Raw genomic sequence first — 23,601 nt, forward strand, 5'->3', positions numbered from 1 at the left:
GTCATGCCCGGCGACAACGTGTCGTTCGGCGTTGAGCTGATCGCGCCGATCGCGATGGAAAACGGCCTGCGTTTCGCGATCCGCGAAGGCGGCCGCACCGTCGGCGCCGGCGTTGTGTCGAAGATCATTGAATAATTCGCGCAAGCGAATGATCAGACGGAAAGGGCGTCCCGCGGGGCGCCCTTTTTGTTAGGATTCAAATGCCATGCTTCCCTCGATTTCGAGATAGCAAGCCAATACGCCAAGCTTGCGTTGAACGGCGACCCTCGACAAAATTGCAGTCAGAAATGTCCTGTAGGGGAGGATGGTGGGATGACCAAGCATGTTGAAATCGGCCGGACTGGAGTCAGGCTGCCGCAAATAGGGTTCGGTTCAACAGGTCTGGGAAGCATACCTCAGATATATGGTTACGAGGTAGACGAAGGCCGTGCGCTGGACACAATAAGGGCAATTCTCCAGCGCCCGGATGGCTTCATTGACACAGCGCGTGGGTACGCGATGGGTCGAAGTGAAGAGCGTATCGGGCAAGTCATTCGTGAACTGGGGGGGTGGCCTGAAGGCCGGGTTCTTTCTACGAAACTGGACCGGGACATGGAGAGCAACAGGTTTGATGCGACACAAGCGCGAAGGTCACTTGAAGCAAGTCTTCAGGCCCTCGGGGTGGAACGGGTGGATATTCTCCATCTACATGACCCCGAATACGCTGCAGATATTTCAGAGGTGACCGGCACCGGCGGTGCACTTGATGAGCTGTTCCGGATCAAGGAAGAAGGTCTGGCGAAGGCAGTGGGGCTTGCAGGCGGCCGGATTGACGTCCTGATGCCGATGCTGCGTGATCGCGAGTTTGACGTCCTTCTGACACACAACAGACATACGGTGGTCAACGTGAACTCCGCTCCAATGATCGAGCTTGCGCGGTCCAATGGTGTGGCGGTTCTGAATGCGGCGCCCTATTCCGGAGGAATTTTGGCCAAGGGAAGTTCTGCTCATCATTATTACGTCTATCAGCAGGCGACCGAAGCCGTTCTTGGCCCGGTTCGTGCAGTTGAGAGTATCTGTTCTCGTTACGATGTACCGTTGGGGGCGCTTGCGTTGCAGTTCTCAGTCAAGAACGCAGACATTGCTTCAACAATCTGCGGGGCGACATGGCCGCAACATGTGGACCAAACATTCGAATGGGCCAACTGGGCTATTCCGGATGCAGTTTGGAGCGAGTTGGCGGAACTGGGTCAATCCCAAAACGATCCTGAAACTGGGTAGGGTCTATCGGTTTTTACGTTGCGCGGTGGCTCATCACCCATTTTACAAACTGTATTGGGGTCCTGGTCGCATTTCGCCCCCTGCCAAGTCCTGCGAACCTCACCAATGCACGCGGGTTCTCAACAAGAACGTCAAGGTGGGAGTTTCCCGCCATTTGGGTTTGATGAAGGGTGGTGATGCGCGTCTGTCATCCTCTCAACCGCAATGTCAAGGAAACGGGCAGAGCGCCTTATTTGGGCGTGTTCCGCGCGGGCTTAAGTCCTTGTTTGACAAGGGCTGCGATCCATACCGGCGGCTGACAGTCTTGCTAACAGCCGCCGGTGATTTCAAATCAGGACAGCGCTGATTCAGCAGCTGCCCGGACGGCACGGATGTTGTCTCCGTAGATCTGTGGGGTTGAAACCGATCCGCCCTTGAATACCGCGGAACCGGCCACCAGCACATCCGCACCTGCCGCTGCCACAAGCGGAGCGGTTTTCGGGTCGACGCCACCGTCAATCTCGATATGCACCGGACGATCACCGATCATCTGACGCAGTTTTTTGACCTTGCCGGTCATGTCGATGAATTTCTGGCCCCCAAAGCCGGGGTTCACGGTCATCACGCAAACCAGATCCGTGAGGTCCAGCAGATGCTCGACCGCTTCGGCTGGGGTGCCGGGGTTCAGGGCAACGCCGGCTTTCATTCCGGCGCTGCGAATGGCCTGCAAGGTGCGATGGGTGTGGGGGCCGGCTTCGACATGTGCGGTCAGAATGTCCGCTCCGGCATCGGCATAGGCCTGGATGTAGGGATCGACCGGCGTGATCATCAGGTGAACGTCCATCACCGTTTTCACATGCGGGCGAAAAGCTTTCACGGCCGGAGGGCCAAAGGTCAGGTTTGGAACGAAATGGCCATCCATCACGTCAACATGAACCCAGTCGGCGCCCTGCGCTTCGATGGCCTGAATTTCCTGCCCGAAATTGGCGAAATCGGCGGACAGGATAGACGGCGCGATCTTGATGGTGCGGTCAAAGCTCATGGTGGCCTCGTATCAGCTGAAGAGTCGCGGATGCGTATACCCGTGAGCCGGTGGGATGGATAGCCCCCGCAAACGCTGTGTTGCCACAAAACTCTCACCGCGCGGCATTTGACCCGATGGGCTTAGACCAGGGACCGGCGGTCGGATGCGGCTGAGAACCTTTGTTGGCTTATACCTCGTTCAGGGTCAGCGTTACACGCTCACCCGCGAAAACCGTGCGGCCGTACTCGACTGGCCGTCCATCCGGGTCGGCATTGACGCCGACCGAGAAGAGAACAGGAGCACCTTCTGACAATTGAAGTTGCAGCGCCTGCGTTGCGGTCGCCCCGCGCGCGGTCAGGCGAGTCGACACGCGGACGTAATCCCTGACGCCGCAGGCTTGCAGCGCTTTGGTGACGGATTGGGTTTCGGTCAATGTCTGCAAGATATCCGGAAACCGTTCCGCGGGGAAAACGCTCTGAAACAGGGCTATGGGCTGCCCGTCTGCCAGGGACAATCCGTCATAGACGTGCACTGGATCACCCTTGTTCAGGCCCAGAGCTTCGGCTTCGGCTTCATCGGCGACGCGCGTGGTCAAAGCCAGGATTTTCTTGCCCGGTATCTTGCCGCTGGCCGAGATGTTCTTGTGATAGCGCACCCTTTTGCCGATCGGATAATCTGTTGGCCGTGCCGCAACAAAAACGCCCGCACCGCGCCGAGCGTGAACCAGACCCTGATCAGACATGTCAGCCAAAGCGCGCCGTACCGTGTGGCGGTTGACGCCATAGGTGGCGGCCAGCTGGGCTTCGGTCGGCAGGCGATCTCCGGTTTGATAGCGCCCCTCGGCAATGTCCGAGGTCAGGCGCAGGGCAATACTTTTCCAGATCGGCGTTTTGCTCATTTCACCAAACCTTCAAACGGTCGCAGATTGCGTTTTAACAACCTGTCAGTTAACATTTGTCTAGTTGTATAGTTTATGTAGACAACCTGTCCAAGAGGCTTTGATGGCAAACCAGACGGAAATCGGGATCAAGGCACGGAAGGAATGGATGGGTCTGCTGGCGCGCGCGCCTGACGCCGCCCTGATGACGCTGTGGGACGGCATTCAGGACTGCCCGAGTTTCGAATGGCTACGCATGCCCGAGGTGGGTGGTGTCATGGTGCGTGGCCGCATCGGAGGAACCGGCGCTTTGTTCAACCTGGGCGAAATGACCGTTACGCGCTGCTCGGTCGTGTTGCAGGATGGTACGGTCGGTCACGGATATGTTCAGGGCAGGTCGAAATCCAAGGCAGAAGCGGCGGCATTGATTGATGCGATGATGCAGACGGTCGCTGCTGATGATTTGCAGGAACGGCTGCTTGATCCGTTGAGGCTGCAAATGCAGTCGATCAAGACAGCGCGCGCCGCAAAGGCAGCGGCCACCAAGGTCGAGTTTTTCACGCTGGCTCGGGGGGAAGACTGATGCCTGATCAAATGCGGTTCTCGGGGGGCTTTCAAGACGCACCTGTCGACGCGGCACATGCATTCCGCGCGGCCATGACCGTCATGGCGCGTCCGGGTGAAATCCGCGCCCTGACTGGCTGTGAACCACCTGCGCCCTTGTCCTTCGCGGCCGGCGCGCTGCTCCTGACGCTTTGCGACGCCGAGACAAACGTTCACCTGGCGGGTGACGCCGACACCGATGTGGTGCGCAAATGGCTGACCTTTCACACGGGTGCACCGATGGTGGCGGCGGAAGATGCTGATTTTGCCCTTGGTACGTGGGATGCACTGGCGCCGCTCAACACCTATCGTATCGGGACGCCGGAATACCCGGACCGGTCCGCGACACTTGTTGTGGAATGCACGCGCCTGGAGCAGAATGGTGCGGTTCTGAGCGGCCCCGGCATCCGGGACACGGCGCGGCTTTCTCTGCCGGATGTTCCGGCTCTTCAGAACAATGCGCTGCTTTACCCTTTGGGGTGTGATTTTTTCTTCACCTGCGGTGAGGCGGTCGCAGCTCTGCCGCGTAGCACGCAAATCAGGTCCAGGGGGTAAGCCATGTATGTCGCGGTCAAAGGGGGCGAAAAAGCCATCGAGAATGCCCATGCGTGGCTTGCCGAAGAACGCCGTGGTGCGACAGATGTCGCGGAACTGAGCCTCGCGCAGATCCGTGAACAGTTGAGCCTTGCGGTGAACCGGGTCATGGCCGAAGGGTCGTTATACGATCCCGACCTTGCTGCGCTCGCGATCAAACAGGCGCGCGGCGATCTGATCGAGGCGATTTTCCTCGTCCGCGCTTACCGCACGACCCTGCCTCGTTTCGGCTGTTCCAACCCCGTCAAAACCGGCGACATGGCCTGTGATCGCCGGATCTCGGCCACGTTCAAAGATGCCCCCGGTGGTCAGGTTCTGGGGCCAACCTTCGACTACACCCACCGATTGCTGGATTTCAAGCTGGCGGCCGAGGGCGAAGTTCCAAAGGCGCCTGAAGGCCCTGTGCGGCTGGAACCGATGCCACATATTACCGCATTCCTGAAAGGCGAGGGTATCATTCAGGATGAACCTGCCCGCGATGACGTTCCGGGCGATCTGACCCGTGAACCGATGGAGTTCCCGTCCACCCGCCCGGTGCGCCTTCAATCGCTGACTCGTGGGGATGAGGGCTTTGTGCTGGGCATGGCTTATTCGACCCAGCGCGGTTACGCCCGCAACCACGCCTTTGTCGGAGAATTGCGTATCGGCAAGGTCGTGGTTGAGCTGGACATCCCCGAGTTGGGCTTTGCCATCGACATTGGCGAGGTCGAGCTGACCGAATGTGAAACGGTGAACCAGTTCACCGGTTCGAAAACGGAACCGCCGCAGTTCACGCGGGGATATGGGCTGGTCTTTGGCCAGTCTGAACGAAAATCCATCGCGATGGCGCTGGTCGATAGGGCCTTGCGGTGGGAAGAGTTGGGTGAAGACAACGTGGGTGCGCCCGCGCAGGATGAAGAATTTGTCCTGAGCCATGCGGACAACATTCAGGCCACCGGCTTTCTCGAACATATCAAGCTGCCGCATTACGTCGATTTCCAGTCCGAGCTGGAACTGGTCCGCAAACTGCGTCGAAAGGCCGAAGAGCGCATGTCAGAGGAGGCCATGGAATGAAAGCCGTCGTTTTTGATATCGGAAACGTGCTGGTCAAATGGGATCCGCATCTGGCATGGCTGGAGGAGATGGGCAGCCGCGAGGCGGTGGCAGAGTTCCTGGCGCGCATCAATTTCCCCGAACGCAACCTGCGGGCCGATGGAGGAGAGATGTTCGCCGATCTGGCCGCTGAACTGGAAAATGCGGAAGATCGGCAGCGCCTCAGTGTTTACGTTGAACGTTATGCCAGAACCGTTCCGCAAAAGATCGAGGGAAGCTGGCGCCTGCTTTACCGCCTGAAAGAGAAAGGCACTCCGGTTCACGCGATCACCAATTGGTCAGCGGAAACCTGGCCTGTCGGCGTGGGGGCACATCCCAAATTGGGCGAAGTGTTTGGTGTCACCGTCGTGTCGGGGAAGGAGAAACTTTTAAAGCCTCAGCCAGAGATTTTCCATCTGTTGTGCAAGCGGGCCGGGCTTTCACCCGAGAACTGCATTTTCATCGATGACGGGCTGCACAATGTCGAAGGCGCGCGTGCGATAGGCATGGATGGGATCCACTTCACCGCGCCGCACGCGCTTGAACGCGCTCTTGCAGAAAGAGGTTGCTTATGAGCGCGTACAATTTCGCCTATCTGGACGAACAAACCAAGCGGATGATCCGGCGGGCGATCCTTAAAGGTCTGGCCATACCGGGGTATCAGGTGCCGTTTGCCAGCCGCGAGATGCCGATGCCCTATGGCTGGGGTACCGGGGGCGTACAGGTTTCAGCCGCGACGTTGACGCCCGAGGATACGTTCAAGGTGATCGATCAGGGCGCAGACGACACGACCAACGCCGTATCCATCCGCAAGTTCTTTGAAAACACCGCAGGCGTCGCCACCACGGAAAAGACGGAACAGGCCACAATCATTCAGACCCGCCACCGCATCCCCGAGGCAAAACTGCGCGAAGACCAGATCATCGTTTTTCAGGTGCCGATTCCCGAACCTTTGCGCTTTTTGGAACCGCGCGAGACCGAGACGCGCAAGATGCACAGTCTTGAGGAATACGGGCTGATGCATGTGAAATTGTACGAGGACATCAGTCAGCACGGGGCGATTTCGACCGCTTATGCCTATCCGGTGAAGGTGTCGGGGCGCTATGTGATGGACCCGTCCCCAATTCCGAAATTCGACAATCCAAAGCTTGAGATGGACGCGATCCAGCTGTTTGGCGCCGGGCGCGAGCAGCGCATTTATGCGGTGCCACCGCATACCAGGGTCGTGAGCCTCGATTTCGAGGACTACCCGTTCGAGGCCACCAAGGCCGATCATCCCTGCGACCTGTGCGGGGCCGAAGACAGCTATCTGGATGAGGTCATCATGGATGACGCTGGCAACCGGATGTTTGTCTGTTCCGACACGGATTACTGCCGGTCACGCCGCGAGGCGGGTTACGCGGATCGATTGGCTGAAGAGAACGCGCAATGACCCCTCTGTTGCAAGTCAAAGGCATTGAAAAAAGCTATGGCCGCCGGATCGGATGCGCGGATGTGAATTTTGATATCTTCCCCGGAGAAGTGATGGGAATCGTTGGTGAAAGTGGGTCGGGCAAGTCGACCTTGCTCAACTGTATGGCCGGCCTTCTGAAGCCGGATGCCGGGCAGGTGATCTTTGATACCCGTGCAGACGGCCCGGTCGATACGGTCACAATGTCCGAGCCAGAGCGCCGGATGCTGAGTCGCACCGATTGGGCCTTTGTCCACCAACACGCGCGCGACGGGTTGCGGATGTCTGTCAGCGCCGGAGGCAACATTGGCGAGCGGCTGATGGCTGTCGGCGGTCGCCACTATGGCAGCATTCGGGGCAAGGCCATTGACTGGCTGGGCCGGGTCGAGATTGACGAGAGCCGCGTCGATGACCGCCCCAGCGCGTTTTCGGGCGGGATGCAGCAGCGTTTGCAGATCGCGCGCAATCTGGTGACAGGTCCTCGGCTGGTGTTCATGGACGAACCGACCGGTGGTCTGGATGTGTCGGTACAGGCGCGTTTACTGGATTTGTTGCGTGGACTCGTGCGTGAGATGAGGTTGAGTGCGATCATCGTCACCCATGATCTTGCCGTGGTGCGTCTGCTGGCGGACCGGTTGATGGTGATGAAAAGCGGTCGCGTGGTCGAGGCCGGGCTGACGGATCAGGTGCTGGACGACCCGCAACATGCCTATACGCAGTTGCTGGTATCCAGCGTTTTGCAGGTTTGAGGCTTTGGGGAAAGATGAAGCGATGATTGAACTTGTTGATGTCAGCAAAAGCTTCACCCTGCACAATCAGGGCGGCGCCACGATCCCGGTGGTGAAAGGCGCGTCTCTGAAAGTGGAACCGGGTGAGTGCGTCGCCCTGACCGGGCCGTCGGGTGCAGGCAAATCCACGCTGATGCGGGTGATCTACGGCAACTATCTGGCGGCCACTGGTCAGGTGCTGGTCGCAAGGTTGGACGTGGCCAGGGCTGAACCGCGGCAGATCCTGTTGCTGCGTCGTGACACCTTGGGCTATGTCAGTCAGTTCCTGCGGGTCGTGCCTCGGGTGTCGGCGTTGGACGTTGTGGCAGAGCCGCTGCTGGCCGTGGGCTGTGACAGGCAAGTGGCAATGGACAGGGCAGCCGGGTTGCTGAAACGGCTGAATATTCCCGAACGTCTGTGGACCCTCAGCCCGACGACCTTCTCGGGCGGCGAAAAGCAGAGAGTGAACATTGCGCGGGGCTTTGCGCATGAATATCCGGCAATGCTGTTGGATGAACCGACCGCAAGCCTGGATGCGCAGAACCGGGAAACCGTTTTGTCCCTGATCGAAGAGGCCAAGAACAAGGGCGTGACGATTGTCGGGATTTTTCATGATCTCGACGCACGCGAACGGGTCTGTGACCGCGAGGTCGATGTCTCGGACTTCACGCCGGAGATGGCTGCATGACGCTTGCTCCGGTCATAGCGGTCGTGGGTCCTTCGGGGGTCGGAAAGGACAGCGTAATGAACGCGCTGGTGGCCCGGGCGCCGGGTGTTCATCGGCAGCGGCGGGTGATTACCCGTCCCGAAGGCGAAGACGGCGAAGATTTCGACCGGGTCTCGGTCGATACATTTCAGCGAATGGAACGGGATGGTGCGTTTGCGCTGAGTTGGCATGCGCATGGGCTGTATTACGGCGTGCCGAAGACGATCACGCGGCAGCGGCAGGTAGCCGAGGCGGTTCTGGTCAACCTGTCACGAACGGTGTTGCTTCAGGCGCAGGAGGTGTTTGGTGATCTGATCGTGATTTCCCTGACGGCAAAGCCCGAGGTTCTGTCCGAACGCCTGTCCTTAAGAGGGCGGGAAAGCAAGGCGGAACAGACGCGGCGTCTGGACCGGGCCCAAACGTCTTTGCCCAACGGTTTGAACCAGGTCGTGGAAATCGACAACTCCGGTGCGATGGAAGATACGGTTGCCGAAATCCTGTCGCGTCTTCAACCGGAAAGCCTGTAGCGATGGATAAGGTGGAAGCGCCCGTCCTCAGCCTCGCCCGCAAGGGCCAGATCCGTGATCTGGAAGGGCTGAGGCAGCAGTGGGACCAGATGGGTTTGCAGCGCGTTCCGAGTTGCTCTCAGGGTCGGTTTGTCCAGCTTGCCGCTCAGCGTGATGTGAAAGCGGAACGCGTCCAGTACGTAAGGATAGCCCCACTGAACCAGGTTGGCGTCTTGCTCTGGGGTAAACCCGGCGGCGCGGCGGCGGGTCAGTTCGGCCTCGGAGGTAGGCGCACGAAAACAGTCCAATTCCCGAACACAGGCCGCGGCAAGCGCATTCAGTGCCCGCGTCTCACCCAACGGACGCAGGGCCAGAAAGCGCCCAAACCGGGCGATCTCGAGGCCATCCAGCGACACAGGTGGTTGGCGGGAGGCGAGCGAGCTGCAAGCCTTTTGCAGGGCTTCGTACGTTTTGCCGTCGCGCAGTCTGAACGGTGGCTTCAGTGTCGCGTGCAGCCCGTACTTGCGCGGCACCTCCGTGACGGCGGCAACGTCGATGCCTTCGACAATCGGATGGGCAACCGGCTTTCCCGCCTCCATGTCCCAACCCAGCCAGCTGGTTGCAAATTTCGCCCATTCCTTTCCCGCGGGCGGCGCAAAATAGATCGCGTATCGCGTGAATGTCATATCGGCCTCCTTTTGCGTGGCCTTCCTCGGTCTCAACATGCGTGAAGTTCAGATGACAGAAGACTTGATCCTTGCCAATGCCACGCTTGTATTACCGAATGAAACCGTAACCGGCACTGTCCGGATTGTGGGTGAGGCCATCGCTGAAATCGACACCGGAAACAGGGTTCCCGCGGGCGCGATAGATTGCGAAGGCGACTATGTCAGCCCAGGGCTTGTCGAGTTGCACACCGACAACCTTGAACGTCACATTCAACCGCGCCCACAGGTGAACTGGCCCCATGCCGCTGCAATTCTTGCGCATGATGTGGAATTGGCCGGCGCCGGGATCACGACAGTGTTCGATGCCATGCGGGTTGGATCGGTCCCGTCGGGCGCGCGGCGGTATGGGAAATACGCCCGCGGCCTGTCGCAGGAGTTGTGGGATCTGCGCGAACAGGATGCGCTCAAGATCAGCCACTTTCTGCACTTGCGGGCCGAGGTGTGTTCGGAAACTCTGGTTGAAGAGCTGAGCGAATTTGGACCGGAAGACAGGGTTGGCATTGTGTCCATAATGGATCACACACCCGGTCAGCGTCAGTTTCGAGATATGGGCAAGCTGGAGACCTTTCTGAAGGGCAAATATGCCATGGATGATGACACGTTCTTTCAGCACGTGGCGCAATTGAAAGGGCTTCGAGATCGCAATGGCGCACTGCACGAGGTCGAAGCTGTCAAAGCTGCCCGCCGTTTCGGAGCAGTATTGGCCAGCCATGACGACACGACGGAAGATCAGGTGAAAGTGTCCGCAGGTCACGGCATCCGTCTGGCCGAGTTCCCCACGACCGTCGAGGCGGCACGCGCCTGCCACGAAAACGACATTCAGATCATGATGGGTGCGCCGAACATAATCCGTGGGGGATCGCATTCTGGCAATGTTGCTGCCCACGAGCTGGCCCAGCTTGGGTATCTGGACATCCTGTCTTCGGATTATGTGCCGTCGGCCTTGTTGCTTTCGGCGGTTAGGCTGGGCGAGATCTGGGGCGACATGGCGCGGGGGATGAAGACGGTAACGCTGGCCCCGGCTCGGGCCGCAGGGTTGGAGGAGCTGGGCGAGTTGCGCGCCGACGCCCGCGCCGATGTCATCCGCTTCCGGATGCGCGCGGGTGTACCCGTCCCGAGTTCGGTCTGGGTGCGCGGTCGACGCGTGGCGTGATCAGGCCGTGTAGAACAGGTAACGGTCCGGGGCGATTGTCTTGGGCCCCTGGATCTGGGCAAAGCCGACCAGGGGCTGACCTGAAATCAACAACCCTCCGGGCTGCATGACTTTCGCGATCAGCGGGCTGAGACGCTCTGCTTCGGCGACGTCCTCGTGCTTGATGCCGCGTCCGAAATCGTAATGCGCCAGCGCGATCCTATGCCCGTCGGCCGCCAGTCTGAGCAGCATCGGTTCGGCCTCACCTTGCAGGAAATCCTCGGCCGGGGGGGTGCTGTCCGGATGGCATTGCAGGACCCGGTCCATCACCCAGATCCGGCGCTCTGGCAGGATTTCACGCAGGTGGTCATAGGTGCGGCCATTGCCCAGGCCCATATCCAGCACATCCCCCGGCTGGCCACTGATCCGCTCGGCCGCCCAGTTCAATCCGTCGCGTTGGGCCGTCAGTCGGCGCAGCATGGAATCCAATCGGCTCATGGTGATGTCCTCATTCGTTCTGTGGCGCGACCCAGGCTGTGGCGGGCCCGCTCAGCAGTTTGCTCAGAAGGGCCTCGGTAAAGGTCCAGATGCCCTGATCATGGACCAGATGATGGGTCAATATGCCAAAGGGCTCGGTGTTGTCTGAACGGCCTTCGCGTCGATCTCGCAGAAGACCAGCAGTCTGTGCGATCAGGGCGTCGGGTGAGATCAGGCCACGCGACCCGCGCCAGTCGATCGGATCAAGGTGGGTATTGATCTGCTCAAGCCCCGGTGCGGTCAGACGTGATTTGCGGGGCGTTGCGGTGGACAGGATGCGGTATCCCAGCTTTGGCAACTGCTTGGCCATCTCGGGTGCAATGCGATTCCAGGGGGGCACGAACATCTGTCGCATATTGTCACCAAACACGGACCGAAGACGCGCCATCCCGGCCTGCGCATCCGTCACCATCACGTCCAGCGGACGGTCGAGCCGAAACTCGGCCTTCTTCTCGCCGCGGGGCGCATGGTTTGTATGCGCCCACCCGTGTACGACCGGAACAAGAGATGCGCGCGCGGCAACGTATTCCGCCAGCGCGGGCGTCGCGTCGCGTGGAATGACGGCCAGATGCACGGGCAGGCCCAGTTTGTCGGCCAGCTCGGAAAGGCGGTCCAATTGCGGTGTTGGCGCAATGGCATCATCATCGCGCCACCACACAGGCAAGGGCAAGCTTTCGGCACGCCAATGGTTCAACTCGACGTCAAGTGGGCGCCAGTCGGGGTTCATGTGCGCTGCTCCAGCAGGCGCTTGGCGATGTGAACGGATTGGATGGCCCCGTGAAAACCGAAATCCTGTTGTACACGGGGGCCGTCGGCCACGACACGCTCCACCGCCCGAGCCAATGTCGCCCAGCTCAACGCTCTGCTTTCCAGAACTTCGATTGCGGGCAGATCGGACAGGCTCTGCCCGCGCAGCCCTTGTTCCACCTCTTTGCCGTCGTCGAAAGGTACAAACACGGCGGGGGTGCCACTTTGAAGGATATCCATGGCAGTGTTGTAGCCGCACATGCTTACGGATGCCGCTGCAAGGGGCAGCATCTGGCGGAAATCCGGCCGCACCGGTTCCAGAACAACCGAAGCACCTTCGGCCATCCGAGACAATTCCGCGATCCGTGCCTTTGCATCCGTTCCACCGACCAGCAGGCGCCAGCGCCTGCTGGGCATCTTTCGGGCGGCCTCGATGGCTGCGCGAAAGATCGGTTGCCCGACGGATCCGCCGCCAGCGCTGACCAGGATTTCATCCTGGCCCGCCGCGTCGGGGTGAGGTTGGGGCAATGCAGGCGCCACAAAGCCGGTGTAGTGAAGTCGCTTGGCCAATCGGTCCGACACCGGCCAGCTGACCGACAGGGGCGTAACGCTTTCGGTCGAATGAACCAGAATGCCGTCATAATACCGAGACACGATTTCATCCGCGCGCTCGGCCTTGGCGGGTTTGGAGGGCGGAGCCAGAATGTCGCGGACCGATCCGAGAATGACGGGACGCTCAGGCAACGCGCTTGCCGCATTCAGGGCCGCATCGAACTCGGCCGACAGTGATCGGCGACCAAAGGGGTAAAGCTCGGTGATCAGGATCTGCGGCTGGAAGCTGTTCACCGCCTGCACCAGGGCGGCCTCGCGCGTGGCGTGATAGGCCGCGTCAGCCTCGTCGCCGGCTTCGGTCAGCAAACGGGTGAAGTTGGTTCCGTCTGATCTGAGCGGCGGCAAGCCGAACAGGGTCATGCCCGTGCTGTCCAATTGCGGCGCGGGCACGCCACCCGTCACGACCATGACGTCGTGGCCATCATCCCGAAAGGCCCGCCCCAATGTCAGCGCCCGGCTGAGATGCCCGGTGCCCAACAGGTGCGTGACGATGATCATCACCTTCATTGCGGGGCCTCGTATTTGATCAGGCGAACGGGGTCGGCGTCGGCGGTCATGGTCTTCATGTCGACGATATACAGCCGATTGCGTTTGATCTTAAAGGGGGCAGGTCCTTCGAAATTCCAACCCCATGCCCAAGCCAGAATGACCCGCATGATACCGATATGGCAGACCGCGACCGTATCCTGCCGCAGCGCGGACAGCCAGGGGCGAAGCCTGTCCCGAACCTCGGCCGGGCTTTCCCCGTTTGGTGGACGGAAATCCCAGCCCCAATGCTCGATATGACGATATCCGCTGGATGTGTCCGCGATCAGGTCGACCCCGCGCTGACCTTCCCAATCGCCCCAGTTCATCTCGGTCAACGCGTCCGCGGTGTTCGGGTCGCGACCGGTCACGATTTGCGCCGTCTCACTGGCGCGGTGCAGGGGGCTGGACCAGATGTCAGCCTCGGCCCAGTCCTGTGGCAATCCATAGCCCGCCAATTCGGCTCGGGCGTCATCGTCCAGCGGTATGTCGCTGCGCCCCTGGATCCGTCCCGCTCGGTTCCAATGGGTGTGCCCGTGTCGGAGCAGTGCAAGCCGGGTCATGATACGTCCTTCAGCAGGGGGCGGAGGGTTGCCCACAAGCGCTCGGTCGCCTGTGGCATCAGGTGGCGCTCTGCCACGTAGTTGCGTGCCGCAGCGCCCAGAGTGTGGCGCAGCGTGGAATCCGACAAAAGGGCCTGCATGCCATCCGCAAATCCCCTGGCGCCACTTTCGACGGATGGATAGGCCGCCGGGGACAGAACATCGCGTACGCCGGGCCGATCCTGAGCGACCACAGGCAATCCCGCAGCCTGCGCCTCGAGGTAAATCATGCCGTAAGCTTCGTTCACTCCGGGCCATGCAAGCAGAGATGATTGTTGATAGACGCGTTGCAGTTCTTCCCGGTCAAGCTGACCCAGAAAACGCACCCGCTGTCCGAACGGCGCCATCAGCGCCTCAACTTGCCTGCGCGCTGGGCCGTCTCCTGCGATGTTCAGGTGCCAGTCCCCGGTCAAATGCGCCAGGGCCTCGGACAATATCTGATAGGACGCCAGCTTGTCCCCATGCCGCATCATGCCGACGGTCAGCATGGGTGCGCCACCTGTGGCGGCCGGAGGCAGTTCCGAGATGGGCAGGAACGGAGGCAATTCGACCAAAGCCTGATCGCCAAAGCGATCCCGCTGCAAAGTGATCAGGTCGTTGGCCGTATGATAAAAGATCACATCCGCTGCATCGCAGGCCTGATGCGCCGCCTTGGCGAACTCAGCCCACGGCCCGTTTAACCGACTGGATGCGCGGGTGCTTTCCAGTTGCACATAGGGAATGCCACGCGCCTTGCAAACCCGAGGGCCCAGCAGGTCAGGTGCCTTGTAATAGTTGTGGTAGGTCACCCACAGATCGGTATCTGATGGCAAGTCAGAGACAAGTCGCTTCGCTTCATCTTCTGCCGCGCGCCTCAGGGCTTGTTGCAGGTCTTCGTCGCCGCTTTTGTCATAGATGCGCAAGTCGGTCGCCAGATCGACCGTTTCACCCTCGGCGGTCAGCGCCTGCATCAGATTCCGGGCCATTTCACGGTCGCCCGAAGGTTTCGGGCTGTCAGGAGATTTCATCGGGGCATAAAACGCGACCCGCGCCATTACGCGTTTTCCATGCACATGGAATTGAGGCGTTCCGACAGCCGTGCAATGCCGGGAGCCATCCGGAATTCGGCGATCAGGCGATCATAGGCCGCATGCGCCATCTGTGACGCTTGCTGCGGATTGGCTGACAAACGTTCGACGGCATCCGCAAGTGCAGAGGGGGCGTCATCGGACAGAACCCCATGTGTTCCGGTTTCGATAAACTCGGGGATCGCCGAGACCGGTGTCGACAGGATTGGCAACAACTGAGACGCGGCCTCCATCAACACATTCGGCAACCCGTCGCGGTCTCCGTCCTTCGCGATGCGGCTGGGCAGAACGAACAGGTCGGCATCACGCATTGCTGCGATGACCTGGGGCTGGTCGCAAGCCCCTTTCCAGGTGATCCGGTTCGCAATGCCGGCTGCGTTCGCCTGTGCCCGCAAAGCGTCACCCAATGCGCCGCCGCCGATATGGGTCCAGTGCCAGTTCAGGTCATCGGGCAGAAATGCAAAAGCCGCGATCAGACGATCGAAGCCTTTCTTCTCGACCAGCCGCCCGACGGAAATCATGTGAAAAGGATCATTCACAGCACGCAGCCTTCGCGTTGGGGGCTTGGGAAAGCGAGACAGGTCCAAACCGTGATAGATCAGGTCCACGCGCTTGGGGTCATCGGCCAGGCTGCGCAGATGCTCGGCTCCGATGGCTGTGCAGGTGGCACCAAACGTGGCCCCGTAGGATGCGGCTTGCAGCTTTTCACGTTTTTCCCAATCCGGCGACGTCCAGATATCCTTGGCATGAGCCGAAAAACTCCACGGCAATCCGCGCATGATGGCGGCGTAACGGGCAACGGATGACGGCGTGTGCATGAAGTGAGCGTACAACCCTTGCGTCCGGGCAGGCAATTCCGCGGCCAGAACGCAGGCTTGCCCAAACCGGCGGATGCGATTGGGTGTCGGGTCGCGCTTCAAGTCCTGACGCCAGATCCGATAGGCCCTGTCGTAACCGGGAAGCGTTTGGGCAAGGGCCCGTGCCGCCCAGACCCGTTTGGGTTCGTCATGAAGATACTCCGGCAGGTATCGGACCTGTCCTGTGAACCGGTCGTGCAAGGGATGGCGTTTCGTATCGGTCGGATGCCGTAAAGACCAGATGTCAAAGCGATGCCCGGCCTCCTGCAAGGCGACAAGTTCCTGCGCAATGAACGTTTCGGACAGTCGTGGCCAGCCTTTGACCACAACCGCCAATCGAGGAGAATCTGAGGTCATCCGGTGGCTCGTTCCTGTTCCCAGGTCAGCAGGCTTTCGATGCGGTCGGTGACATAGTCCAGCCCGTCCAGCAATCCGCTTTGTATCGCCTGCGACGGCAGGGATTGGTACGGCAATTCCCGAATGGCGCGGATCATCGCGTCCGGCGTCAAGCCATCCCGCTTTTCATCCAGCATTCGGACAAGGCCCAGCCCTTCTGCGCGCGAGGCCCGTATCCACTGTTCCAGACGAGGCGTGGTGCGCGGGACGATGACAGCGCGTTTGTCAAAGGAAAGAACCTCGCAGAACGTGTTGTAGCCGCCCATGCAGACGACGCCTTCGGCCCCTGCAAACAGCGTTTCGATCTGGGATTCGAACCCAACGGCGGTGACGCGACCGTTCAATGCGGCAACGCGGGTTTCGAAATCTTCGCGCAACTCACCGGACAGGAAGGGGCCATAGACCAAAACCGCCCGCGGCGACAGGTTTGGATCTTTTTCATAGGCAGACAGGACGAGGTTGACCATCGCCTTGCCGTCGCCGCCGCCGCCGGGCGTGATCAGGATATAGGGTTGTTGCGGAGGCTCACCGACCGGACCAAGATCGCGGCGCAGATATCCCGTCCAGTGGATGCGGGACTGTGCCGCGGCGCTCAGCGGCAACCCCTTTGTCGGGTCGTAAATCGACTGCAAACCGTAAACCCAGATTTCGTGATAAAACCGTTCGGTGGCTTCAACCGCTTCCTTGCGCGCCCACTCGGCGGCCAGGACTTCGGGTTCATCCAGAACATCGCGCAACCCAAGCACCATTTTGGTTCCGCAGTTCTGTTGCAGGTGGTTCAGTGTCGGCAGCAGCTCACCCCGGAACCCCGTCGGTTCCTTGTCGACGATCAGCACATCAGGGTCGAACTGCTGAACAGCGGTTTGAATCAGACCCGACCGCAACTCGGTCACTTCTTCGATGCCCATCCCGATCGTGCGTGCAGCATAAGACCCGTCTGCGCGTTTGGTGACACCGGGCAGGCGCACGTGGTCAACGCGACGGGGAAAGGTAAACCGTCCGGCCACGGGTGATCCCGTCAGGATCAGCGCGGATGCGCTTTGGTCCGCCTGCGTGATCGCGGCCGCCAAAGCCCGAGACCGGCGAAGATGGCCCAGCCCGAACGTGTCGTGACTGTAAAACAGGATACGCGGTGCGCGGCCCGGTTTGGAATTGGTTTTGCCTAGGCTCATAGTGTTGCCTGTCTTCTTGATCCCGGTTCGAAATCCGCGCGTTTGCAAGCGTTACTGTATATATCCCCGTCACGCTTGCCAAAGGAGGAATTGCTCTTCCGCAAATGTTCCAAGCATTGCGATTTGGCAACAGCATATTGACGGTTTCGCGTCATGTCGCACCAAGGCTTGAGGGGGATCGCAAAAGAACCGGTGAACTGGCAAAGGGGTAGGGCCTACAGATCCCGTTCATATTCAATTTTCGCCAGATTGAAAACATCCGGAATCAGGCAGTGCGCCAAGAACACGCCCGGACACGATATTGAGCAGGGTGCGCCCGAGTGTTTGAACTGCCTGAAACCCTTCTGTAATCTGACCGCTATCGGAAAAACTGGATGCAAAACCCCATGAAACATACCTTTCTGGCCGCAACACTTCTGGCTTTGTGGGCTTTTGTACTGGCGCTTCCGGTCAGCGTTTCAGCGCAAACATCCTTGATTCCGGGATACAACGCGGACAGTTCGTCTGCGTCTACGCAGGAAAGCGACTTGGCTGCCGCAATTCGCGCCGCCAGCGAAGCCGGGGCCAGTGTGATCGTCATCGACAGCGCCGGGCAGGTTGTGACAACAGCCGGCGGCACGGATACGGGCACGGGTGATGCGGCGGGCGATTCGAACAATCCCATGGGTGAGGGATCGCAGCTGATGAAGGCGCAGGAGCGGTTCTCGAAATTCCGTGAGTCCATGCAATCACGGCTTGAGGCGCTGCCGTATTCGGTGTTCGAAGTGAAGTATATCCTGCGCCAGACCAGTCCGGACGGTCGCATTCAGACCTATGTGGAAGTTCTGGGCTGGAACATTCTGTTCCTGTTGTTGGGCCGCTGGCTGTCTATCGAGATATACGGGAAACGCATCGCGCGCCGCTGGGTCGTGGCGCGGATCAAGGATGAACCGCAGGGTTACCGAGAAAAGATGCCCTTCCTTCTGTTCCGGTTCCTGATGGGGATCGGAGCGACGATATTTGCCATGCTCATGGCCCTGATCGTCGGATACCTGTTTTTTGGTGAAGCTGACGATATCTCGATCCAGTTCACGGTCACGGCGATCTTCACGGCGTTCTTCCTGTCGCGCACGGTGTCCGATCTGTGGCGGATGGTTCTGTCACCTTACCTGAGCCAATACCGGCTGCCACCGTTCTCGGACCGGGACGCCAAGCGGCTGTATCTGTGGGCTTCGGCACTCGCGACCTATGACATCACGGTTGTTCTGTTTTCGACCTGGGTTGCGGATTTCGGGCTGAACTACAACGTCTACGCCATGGTCTATGGCTGTCTGACAATGGTGGGCGCTTTCGGCAATATTCTGATGATCCTGTTCAATGCCCGGGCCATTTCAAATGCCATCCGGGGCGGAAGAGCGCCGGATCAGGTCTCGTGGTTGTTGCGGTTCGTATCCTTCGGCTGGGCACCTGCACTGATCGTCTATGTCGTGTTCAGCTGGTTCCGTCTGGCGGTTGATCTTGCACTGGAGAACCCAACGCCGCTGCCGCTGATCGCAAGCAGCTATATGATCTTCATGTCCGTCGTCGTTGCCTATGGTGCGATGAACTACGTGCTGGAGCGGTATTTTGACCGTTCGCGCAAGATCAACGAGATAAACGAAGAAACCGCCGCTGCCGAAGCGGATGCCGAGCCCGTGGAAACGCCCGAGGCAGAACAGCGCAAACAGTATCTTCTGACCTATGAAGATCTGGCGCGCCGGGTGGCCGGAATTCTGGCCTTTGTGATTGGTGTCTATGCCCTTGTGGTGATTTGGTATCCCGATGCGGACTGGAGCGAGGACCTGCCGGTTGCACGCGTGCTGGATGTAATGGTCATCATTTTCATCGGCTACATCCTGTTTCATTTCTTTCGCATCTGGATCGACAGCAAGATAGCGGAAGAAGTCGATGATGGCACCGAGGCCGAACTGGGCGATGAGGGCGGGGAAGGCGGGCAAAGCCGGCTGGCGACGCTGCTGCCATTGTTCCGCGGCGCAATTCTGGCCGTTGTGGTCGTGACCATCATGCTGATCGTTCTCATGGAACTTGGTATCAATGTCAGCCCGCTGTTTGCCGGTGCCGGTGTGGTTGGTCTGGCTGTCGGTTTCGGATCTCAAACACTGGTGCGGGACATCTTTTCCGGGGCGTTTTTCCTGATGGATGATGCCTTTCGGAAGGGTGAGTACATCGATATCGGAGACGTCAAGGGAACGGTCGAGAAAATCTCGGTCCGGTCCTTCCAGCTGCGTCACCATCTTGGCGCGCTGAACACGATTCCTTTTGGCGAAATCAAGGTTCTGACGAACTATTCCCGTGACTGGGTGATCATGAAACTGCCGCTGCGCGTGACCTATGACACTGACGTGGAAAAGGTGCGAAAGCTGATCAAGAAGCTGGGGCAGGAGTTGCTGAGCGATCCTGTGATCGGCGAAAACTTCATACAGCCGCTGAAGTCCCAGGGCGTGATCGAGATGCAGGATTCAGCGATGATCATCCGGGTCAAGTTCATGACCAAACCGGGCGATCAGTGGCTGGTACGCAAGAGGGTCTATCAGGAAATTCGCGAGCTGTTCGCGCGGGAAGGCATCAAATTCGCGCATCGCGAAGTCACCGTGAGGTTGGCGGATGGCAAAGAGGCTGATGACCTGACGCCCAAACAACGTGAGGCCGTGACAGGTGCGGTGCAGGCGGCGATTGATGAGGATTATCTGGACGATATCGGGCCAGGCGGCGATGATCGTTAGGGGCGCTCCCGTCGCTTTGGACTGCGTCTCTTACGAGACGCCACCCAAAGCGTTGGGCCCGGCCGCGCGTCCCACGCGGCGGATGGTCAGTTGGCGGTGAAGGGCCAGACAGGGTCCGAAGCGCCCAGTTTCGACGCAGGCAAATCCCAGCGCATCAACGCTTCGCCGACCCTCAGCGCAGGTTTGAGGCGATGGCCGGGGCCCCAGCCGGAAGTCTCTGTTGCCGTGCCGTAATCTGTTGTTGCCGGGCTGATGGGCGCGGATTCTGCGTCGTCCTTGCCGAGCACGGCCAGAAGTTCGGCGGTACGCGCCAGAGAGAGATGTGCGTGCATGATGGAATTGCCCGATGCGGCCTCGGCCAGTGCGGACAGGACGGCCGCAGCCATCAGGTAGCCCGTTGCGTGGTCCAGAGCCTGAACCGGCAACGGGGTCGGCTTGTCCGCGTTCGCCCACCCCATCCCGGCATGGGCGATACCCGCGCTCATCTGGACAAGGCTGTCAAACCCGCGCCGGGTCGACCATGGACCTTGCCAACCATAGGCATCCAGCGTGACTTCGATCCGGTTCGGAGCCAGCTCGTCACGTTTGGCCCGTGTCAATCCCAGTGCATCCAGCGCGCCGGGCCGATACCCGTGTACGAACACATCGGCCTGAGACAACAGCCCGTGCAGACGTTCAAGGCCGGTTTCGGATTTCAGGTCAAGATAGGCGCAGTGTTTCCCCAGCGAGATGTCAGGGATCACCCCCGGTTCATCCCAGCCAGGTGGGTCGATGCGCAGAACTTCGGCCCCAAAACCGGCCAACGTACGCGTTGAAACCGGACCGGCCAGAACACGTGTCAGATCAAGCACCCGCAACCCTGCCAGAGGCCGATCAGGGGTTGCCTGAGGTCTGTCGCGCAAATTGACATAGCGCGGTCCCTGCCATCCGATCAATGGGTCGCGCGACACGGCGCGGCCTTGCGGATGATCAAGCCATTCCACTCGGCTGCGCATGGCAGCGGCCACCCCACCTTCGGCAACAACCGCCGTTTCCAGATCCGATATTGCCCAAGACCTGACGGCTTTTACCACGGCTTCACGCTCTGGCCGGGTACCAAGGACTTTCAACGCGGCAGAGCGATGGCGGGGCAGGTTTGTGTGCAGCCTGATCCAGCCATCCGCGGCTTTGTAATCGCCCGCGACCGGGTCCCACAAACTGGGCATGTCCCAACCATCCGGCTTGAAGGAATAGCCGAACCACAGAGATGCCAGCCGGTGATCGATTGTGACCTCAGGTGTCTTCGGAGACAGGTTGAGAGCCTGGATCAACCGGGCCATTTCCCGCCCCACGGCTGCGAAACTGGCGGTGGCCAGTTCGGAAACGGCGAAGGCGCTTGGCAGAACGCCGGCACCGACCCTGTGATAGCTGTCAGCAGCGGGAAGAGTGGCCAGAAGACTCATTGCTGATAGGGGTCGAGACTGTCGCGCAGCCCGTCACCAAGGAAGTTGAACGCCAACACCACGACAATGATCGGCAGCATCGGGATTGCCGTCCAGGGATAGATCTCGATCGAAGCGAGGTTCTGCGCGTCATTCAGCATCACGCCCCAACTGACCGCAGGTGCGCGCAGGCCGAGGCCAAGAAAGCTGAGCGCCGTTTCCCCCAGAATCATGGCCGGGATCGACAATGTGGCCGATGCAATCAGGTGCGACATGAAGTTGGGCAGCAGGTGCTTGCGGATCACACGGCCCGAACTTGCGCCCATCATCTCGGCGGCTCTGACATATTCCTCTTCCCGCAAAGACAGGAATTTCGCGCGAACCGAGCGCGCCAAACCCGGCCAGTCGAGGATGCCCAGAATGATCGAAATGATGAAGAACACCGCGACCGGGCTCCAGTTCGAAGGTACGGCGGCAGAAAGGGCCAGCCACAGCGGCAGTTCCGGCAACGAACGCAGGATTTCGATGACACGGTTGATGGTCCAGTCGATACGCCCGCCGAAATAGCCGGCCATCGAACCGAACAGGATGCCAAGAAAGAAGGACACCGAGATTCCGATCAGACCCACCGTCAAAGACAGCTGCGCGCCATAGAGAATACGGCTGAAGATGTCTCGGCCCAGCCGGTCGGATCCCCACAGGAACAGCGTGGTTCCTTCCGGCGGGCAGAACAGGTGTGTGTCCGACGGTATGAGACCGGCCAGCTTGTATTCAGAGCCTTCGCAGAAGAACCGGATCGGGCGCGGGTCTTCCGTGTCGGGGACGAACTTCCATTGGAAGGTTTCAAGGTCCGCTTCGGCGACGATCGGGTAAACGTGGGGGCCGATGAACTCACCCTCGTGAAACCAGTTTACCGATTGTGGCGGCGCGTACAGGTGCTCTCCGTTTCGGTCATTTGGCCCGTAAGGCGCAATAAACCCGGCAAAGGGCAGCATTAGATAACAAAACAGCAGGAAGATGCCCGAGATCAGGCCCAGCTTGTGGGTTTTGAACTTGCGCCAGACCAGAACCCAGTTGGGGGCATCCAGATCGGCGCGTTCCAGCTGCTGAATCGAGGCCTGCGGATCAAACGGCGCATCATCGACATAGCGGTTGTCAGGACGACCAGTCATGCCTCGCGCCCCTCATACCGAATGCGCGGATCCAGCATCACCAGCAGGATATCAGAAATCATCGTGCCGATCAGCGTCAGCAGGGCGACGAACATCAGGATGAACGCGGACAGGAACTGATCCTGCGTCTTCAAGGCAGTCAGCAGTGTAGGGCCAATGGTTTGCAGGCCCAGAACGACCGATACCAGAACCGAGCCGGACACCATCGACGGCAGCAGGTTGCCGATATCGGCGACAAAGGGGTTGAAGGCCACCCGCAGGGGATACTTGGTCAGCATCCGTGACGGGGCCATGCCCTTTGCAATGGCGGTTTCCACATAGGGTTTGCCGAGTTCGTCCAGCATGTTCGCGCGCAGACGCTGCATCATCGCCGATGCGCCTGAAGTGCCGATGACGAAGGTCGGTACGATCAGGTGGATGAGGATGGATTTCAGTTTCTCCCAACTCATCGGCTGGCCTTCGAAACTGGGATCCATCAAGCCCCCGATCGGCAGGTTGAAATACTGGTGGCCATAATAGAACAGGATCAGCGCAAGCAAAAAGTTCGGCGTTGCCAGCCCCAGATACCCCACGAAGGCCGAGGTATAGTCGATCCATGTCCGGGACCGCGCGGCGGCGATAACGCCCAGCGGCAACGCGACGGCATAGACAAACAGGATCGCAGCCAGATTGACCACAACCGTCAACCAAAGCGTGTCGCCGACGATTTCGGAAACGGGACGGTCAAATTCAAAGGACCACCCGTAATTGCCCTGGATCAACCCCGAAAACCCGTGCGGTCCGGGCCAGAATCCCATCCAGATCAGGTATTGTTCCCACATCGGACGGTCCAGAGCGTATTCAGCGCGCAGGAACTCTGCCTTTGCGACACCTGCCGACTGGCCTGAGGCTTGAAGTTCAGCGATCTGGTTGCTCAGATAGTCGCCGGGCGGAAGGTTGATGATTACAAAAACCAGAACCGAGACCACCAACAAAGTCAGCAGCATCGTGAAAAAGCGATACACCACGTAGCGCAGCATGATCATTTAGCTGCT

General features: G+C 59.7%; 24 protein-coding genes and 1 pseudogene. 12 read left to right on the forward strand and 13 right to left on the reverse strand.

Translation table 11 applies throughout. The annotated features are described in order from the left end of the window. Together tuf and GOW56_RS08070 are read left to right on the forward strand one after the other, a co-directional pair. A pseudogene (gene tuf / locus GOW56_RS08065) lies at window positions 1-135 on the forward strand (elongation factor Tu); the annotation flags it as partial. A gap of 177 nt (window positions 136-312) precedes the next feature. After that, window positions 313-1,260: an aldo/keto reductase gene (locus GOW56_RS08070; RefSeq protein ID WP_171205559.1), complete on the forward strand. Its 948-nt coding sequence runs from the start codon at window positions 313-315 to the stop codon at window positions 1,258-1,260. A 331-nt stretch (window positions 1,261-1,591) separates the two neighbouring features. On the opposite strand, the gene rpe is transcribed toward GOW56_RS08070, so the two are convergent. After that, entirely contained in the window at window positions 1,592-2,281 is a 690-nt protein-coding gene (rpe, locus tag GOW56_RS08075) for a ribulose-phosphate 3-epimerase (RefSeq protein WP_171205560.1), read from the reverse strand. A 169-nt stretch (window positions 2,282-2,450) separates the two neighbouring features. Continuing rightward, on the reverse strand, window positions 2,451-3,161 hold the full coding sequence (phnF, locus tag GOW56_RS08080) for a phosphonate metabolism transcriptional regulator PhnF (RefSeq protein ID WP_171205561.1): 711 nt from the start codon (window positions 3,159-3,161) through the stop codon (window positions 2,451-2,453). A 103-nt stretch (window positions 3,162-3,264) separates the two neighbouring features. On the opposite strand from phnF, the gene phnG reads away from it, so the two are divergent. The 8 genes from phnG to phnN are packed head-to-tail and all read left to right on the forward strand — an operon-like array spanning window position 3,265 to window position 8,858. Beyond that, complete coding sequence (phnG, locus tag GOW56_RS08085; protein WP_171205562.1) at window positions 3,265-3,723, forward strand: phosphonate C-P lyase system protein PhnG; 459 nt, start codon at window positions 3,265-3,267, stop codon at window positions 3,721-3,723. Beyond that, window positions 3,723-4,298, forward strand: a complete 576-nt coding sequence (gene phnH, locus GOW56_RS08090) for a phosphonate C-P lyase system protein PhnH (protein ID WP_171205563.1) — start codon at window positions 3,723-3,725, stop codon at window positions 4,296-4,298. The genes phnG and phnH overlap by 1 nt, the downstream gene beginning before the upstream one ends. A gap of 3 nt (window positions 4,299-4,301) precedes the next feature. Then, a complete protein-coding gene (locus tag GOW56_RS08095) occupies window positions 4,302-5,390 on the forward strand; it encodes a carbon-phosphorus lyase complex subunit PhnI (RefSeq protein WP_171117295.1) in 1,089 nt (362 codons plus the stop codon). After that, window positions 5,387-5,983 (forward strand): HAD family phosphatase, encoded by a 597-nt coding sequence (locus tag GOW56_RS08100; RefSeq protein ID WP_171205564.1) that lies wholly within the window; start codon window positions 5,387-5,389, stop codon window positions 5,981-5,983. Before GOW56_RS08095 ends, GOW56_RS08100 begins: the two co-directional genes overlap by 4 nt. Next, window positions 5,980-6,840 (forward strand): alpha-D-ribose 1-methylphosphonate 5-phosphate C-P-lyase PhnJ, encoded by an 861-nt coding sequence (locus GOW56_RS08105; RefSeq protein ID WP_171205565.1) that lies wholly within the window; start codon window positions 5,980-5,982, stop codon window positions 6,838-6,840. Before GOW56_RS08100 ends, GOW56_RS08105 begins: the two co-directional genes overlap by 4 nt. Then, window positions 6,837-7,607, forward strand: coding sequence for a phosphonate C-P lyase system protein PhnK (phnK, locus tag GOW56_RS08110; protein WP_171205566.1), 771 nt, complete (start codon window positions 6,837-6,839; stop codon window positions 7,605-7,607). The genes GOW56_RS08105 and phnK overlap by 4 nt, the downstream gene beginning before the upstream one ends. Before the next feature lie 22 nt (window positions 7,608-7,629). Continuing rightward, on the forward strand, window positions 7,630-8,313 hold the full coding sequence (gene phnL, locus GOW56_RS08115; RefSeq protein WP_171205567.1) for a phosphonate C-P lyase system protein PhnL: 684 nt from the start codon (window positions 7,630-7,632) through the stop codon (window positions 8,311-8,313). Beyond that, entirely contained in the window at window positions 8,310-8,858 is a 549-nt protein-coding gene (gene phnN / locus GOW56_RS08120) for a phosphonate metabolism protein/1,5-bisphosphokinase (PRPP-forming) PhnN (RefSeq protein ID WP_171205568.1), read from the forward strand. The genes phnL and phnN overlap by 4 nt, the downstream gene beginning before the upstream one ends. On the opposite strand, the gene GOW56_RS08125 is transcribed toward phnN, so the two are convergent. Further along, on the reverse strand, window positions 8,840-9,523 hold the full coding sequence (locus tag GOW56_RS08125) for a DUF1045 domain-containing protein (protein WP_171205569.1): 684 nt from the start codon (window positions 9,521-9,523) through the stop codon (window positions 8,840-8,842). The genes phnN and GOW56_RS08125 overlap by 19 nt on opposite strands. A gap of 52 nt (window positions 9,524-9,575) precedes the next feature. Here GOW56_RS08125 and GOW56_RS08130 point away from each other — a divergent pair, with 52 nt between their 5' ends. Further along, window positions 9,576-10,718: an alpha-D-ribose 1-methylphosphonate 5-triphosphate diphosphatase gene (locus tag GOW56_RS08130; protein ID WP_171205757.1), complete on the forward strand. Its 1,143-nt coding sequence runs from the start codon at window positions 9,576-9,578 to the stop codon at window positions 10,716-10,718. Here the strand turns inward: GOW56_RS08130 and GOW56_RS08135 are convergent, their stop codons facing one another. The 7 genes from GOW56_RS08135 to GOW56_RS08165 are packed head-to-tail and all read right to left on the reverse strand — an operon-like array spanning window position 10,719 to window position 17,212. Beyond that, window positions 10,719-11,195, reverse strand: coding sequence for a class I SAM-dependent methyltransferase (locus tag GOW56_RS08135; RefSeq protein WP_152457128.1), 477 nt, complete (start codon window positions 11,193-11,195; stop codon window positions 10,719-10,721). It lies immediately after the preceding gene. Between the two features lie 10 nt (window positions 11,196-11,205). Continuing rightward, entirely contained in the window at window positions 11,206-11,961 is a 756-nt protein-coding gene (locus GOW56_RS08140; RefSeq protein WP_171205570.1) for a polysaccharide deacetylase family protein, read from the reverse strand. Next, on the reverse strand, window positions 11,958-13,100 hold the full coding sequence (locus GOW56_RS08145) for a glycosyltransferase family protein (RefSeq protein ID WP_171205571.1): 1,143 nt from the start codon (window positions 13,098-13,100) through the stop codon (window positions 11,958-11,960). Before GOW56_RS08145 ends, GOW56_RS08140 begins: the two co-directional genes overlap by 4 nt. Next, window positions 13,097-13,681: a histidine phosphatase family protein gene (locus GOW56_RS08150; protein WP_170344880.1), complete on the reverse strand. Its 585-nt coding sequence runs from the start codon at window positions 13,679-13,681 to the stop codon at window positions 13,097-13,099. Before GOW56_RS08150 ends, GOW56_RS08145 begins: the two co-directional genes overlap by 4 nt. Beyond that, on the reverse strand, window positions 13,678-14,754 hold the full coding sequence (locus GOW56_RS08155) for a glycosyltransferase family 4 protein (RefSeq protein WP_171205572.1): 1,077 nt from the start codon (window positions 14,752-14,754) through the stop codon (window positions 13,678-13,680). Before GOW56_RS08155 ends, GOW56_RS08150 begins: the two co-directional genes overlap by 4 nt. After that, window positions 14,754-16,001, reverse strand: a complete 1,248-nt coding sequence (locus tag GOW56_RS08160) for a glycosyltransferase family 4 protein (protein ID WP_171205573.1) — start codon at window positions 15,999-16,001, stop codon at window positions 14,754-14,756. Before GOW56_RS08160 ends, GOW56_RS08155 begins: the two co-directional genes overlap by 1 nt. Further along, entirely contained in the window at window positions 15,998-17,212 is a 1,215-nt protein-coding gene (locus GOW56_RS08165) for a glycosyltransferase family protein (protein ID WP_171205574.1), read from the reverse strand. Before GOW56_RS08165 ends, GOW56_RS08160 begins: the two co-directional genes overlap by 4 nt. Window positions 17,213-17,598: 386 nt before the next feature. On the opposite strand from GOW56_RS08165, the gene GOW56_RS08170 reads away from it, so the two are divergent. Beyond that, window positions 17,599-19,974 carry a mechanosensitive ion channel family protein gene (locus tag GOW56_RS08170; protein WP_171205575.1) on the forward strand — a complete coding sequence of 792 codons (2,376 nt, stop codon included), beginning with the start codon at window positions 17,599-17,601 and terminating at the stop codon, window positions 19,972-19,974. An 86-nt stretch (window positions 19,975-20,060) separates the two neighbouring features. Here GOW56_RS08170 and GOW56_RS08175 read toward each other — a convergent pair whose 3' ends face one another. From GOW56_RS08175 to GOW56_RS08185, 3 genes are read right to left on the reverse strand one after another with little or no spacing between them, the layout of a single operon-like run. Further along, window positions 20,061-21,416 carry a CoA transferase gene (locus GOW56_RS08175; protein ID WP_171205576.1) on the reverse strand — a complete coding sequence of 452 codons (1,356 nt, stop codon included), beginning with the start codon at window positions 21,414-21,416 and terminating at the stop codon, window positions 20,061-20,063. Next, complete coding sequence (locus tag GOW56_RS08180) at window positions 21,413-22,567, reverse strand: ABC transporter permease (protein ID WP_171205577.1); 1,155 nt, start codon at window positions 22,565-22,567, stop codon at window positions 21,413-21,415. The genes GOW56_RS08175 and GOW56_RS08180 overlap by 4 nt, the downstream gene beginning before the upstream one ends. Next, complete coding sequence (locus GOW56_RS08185) at window positions 22,564-23,592, reverse strand: ABC transporter permease (RefSeq protein WP_152457137.1); 1,029 nt, start codon at window positions 23,590-23,592, stop codon at window positions 22,564-22,566. The genes GOW56_RS08180 and GOW56_RS08185 overlap by 4 nt, the downstream gene beginning before the upstream one ends. Window positions 23,593-23,601 lie beyond the last annotated feature (9 nt).

The organism is Ruegeria sp. HKCCA0235A (genome assembly GCF_013033235.1).
In the GTDB taxonomy this organism is placed as follows: Bacteria; Pseudomonadota; Alphaproteobacteria; order Rhodobacterales; family Rhodobacteraceae; genus Ruegeria.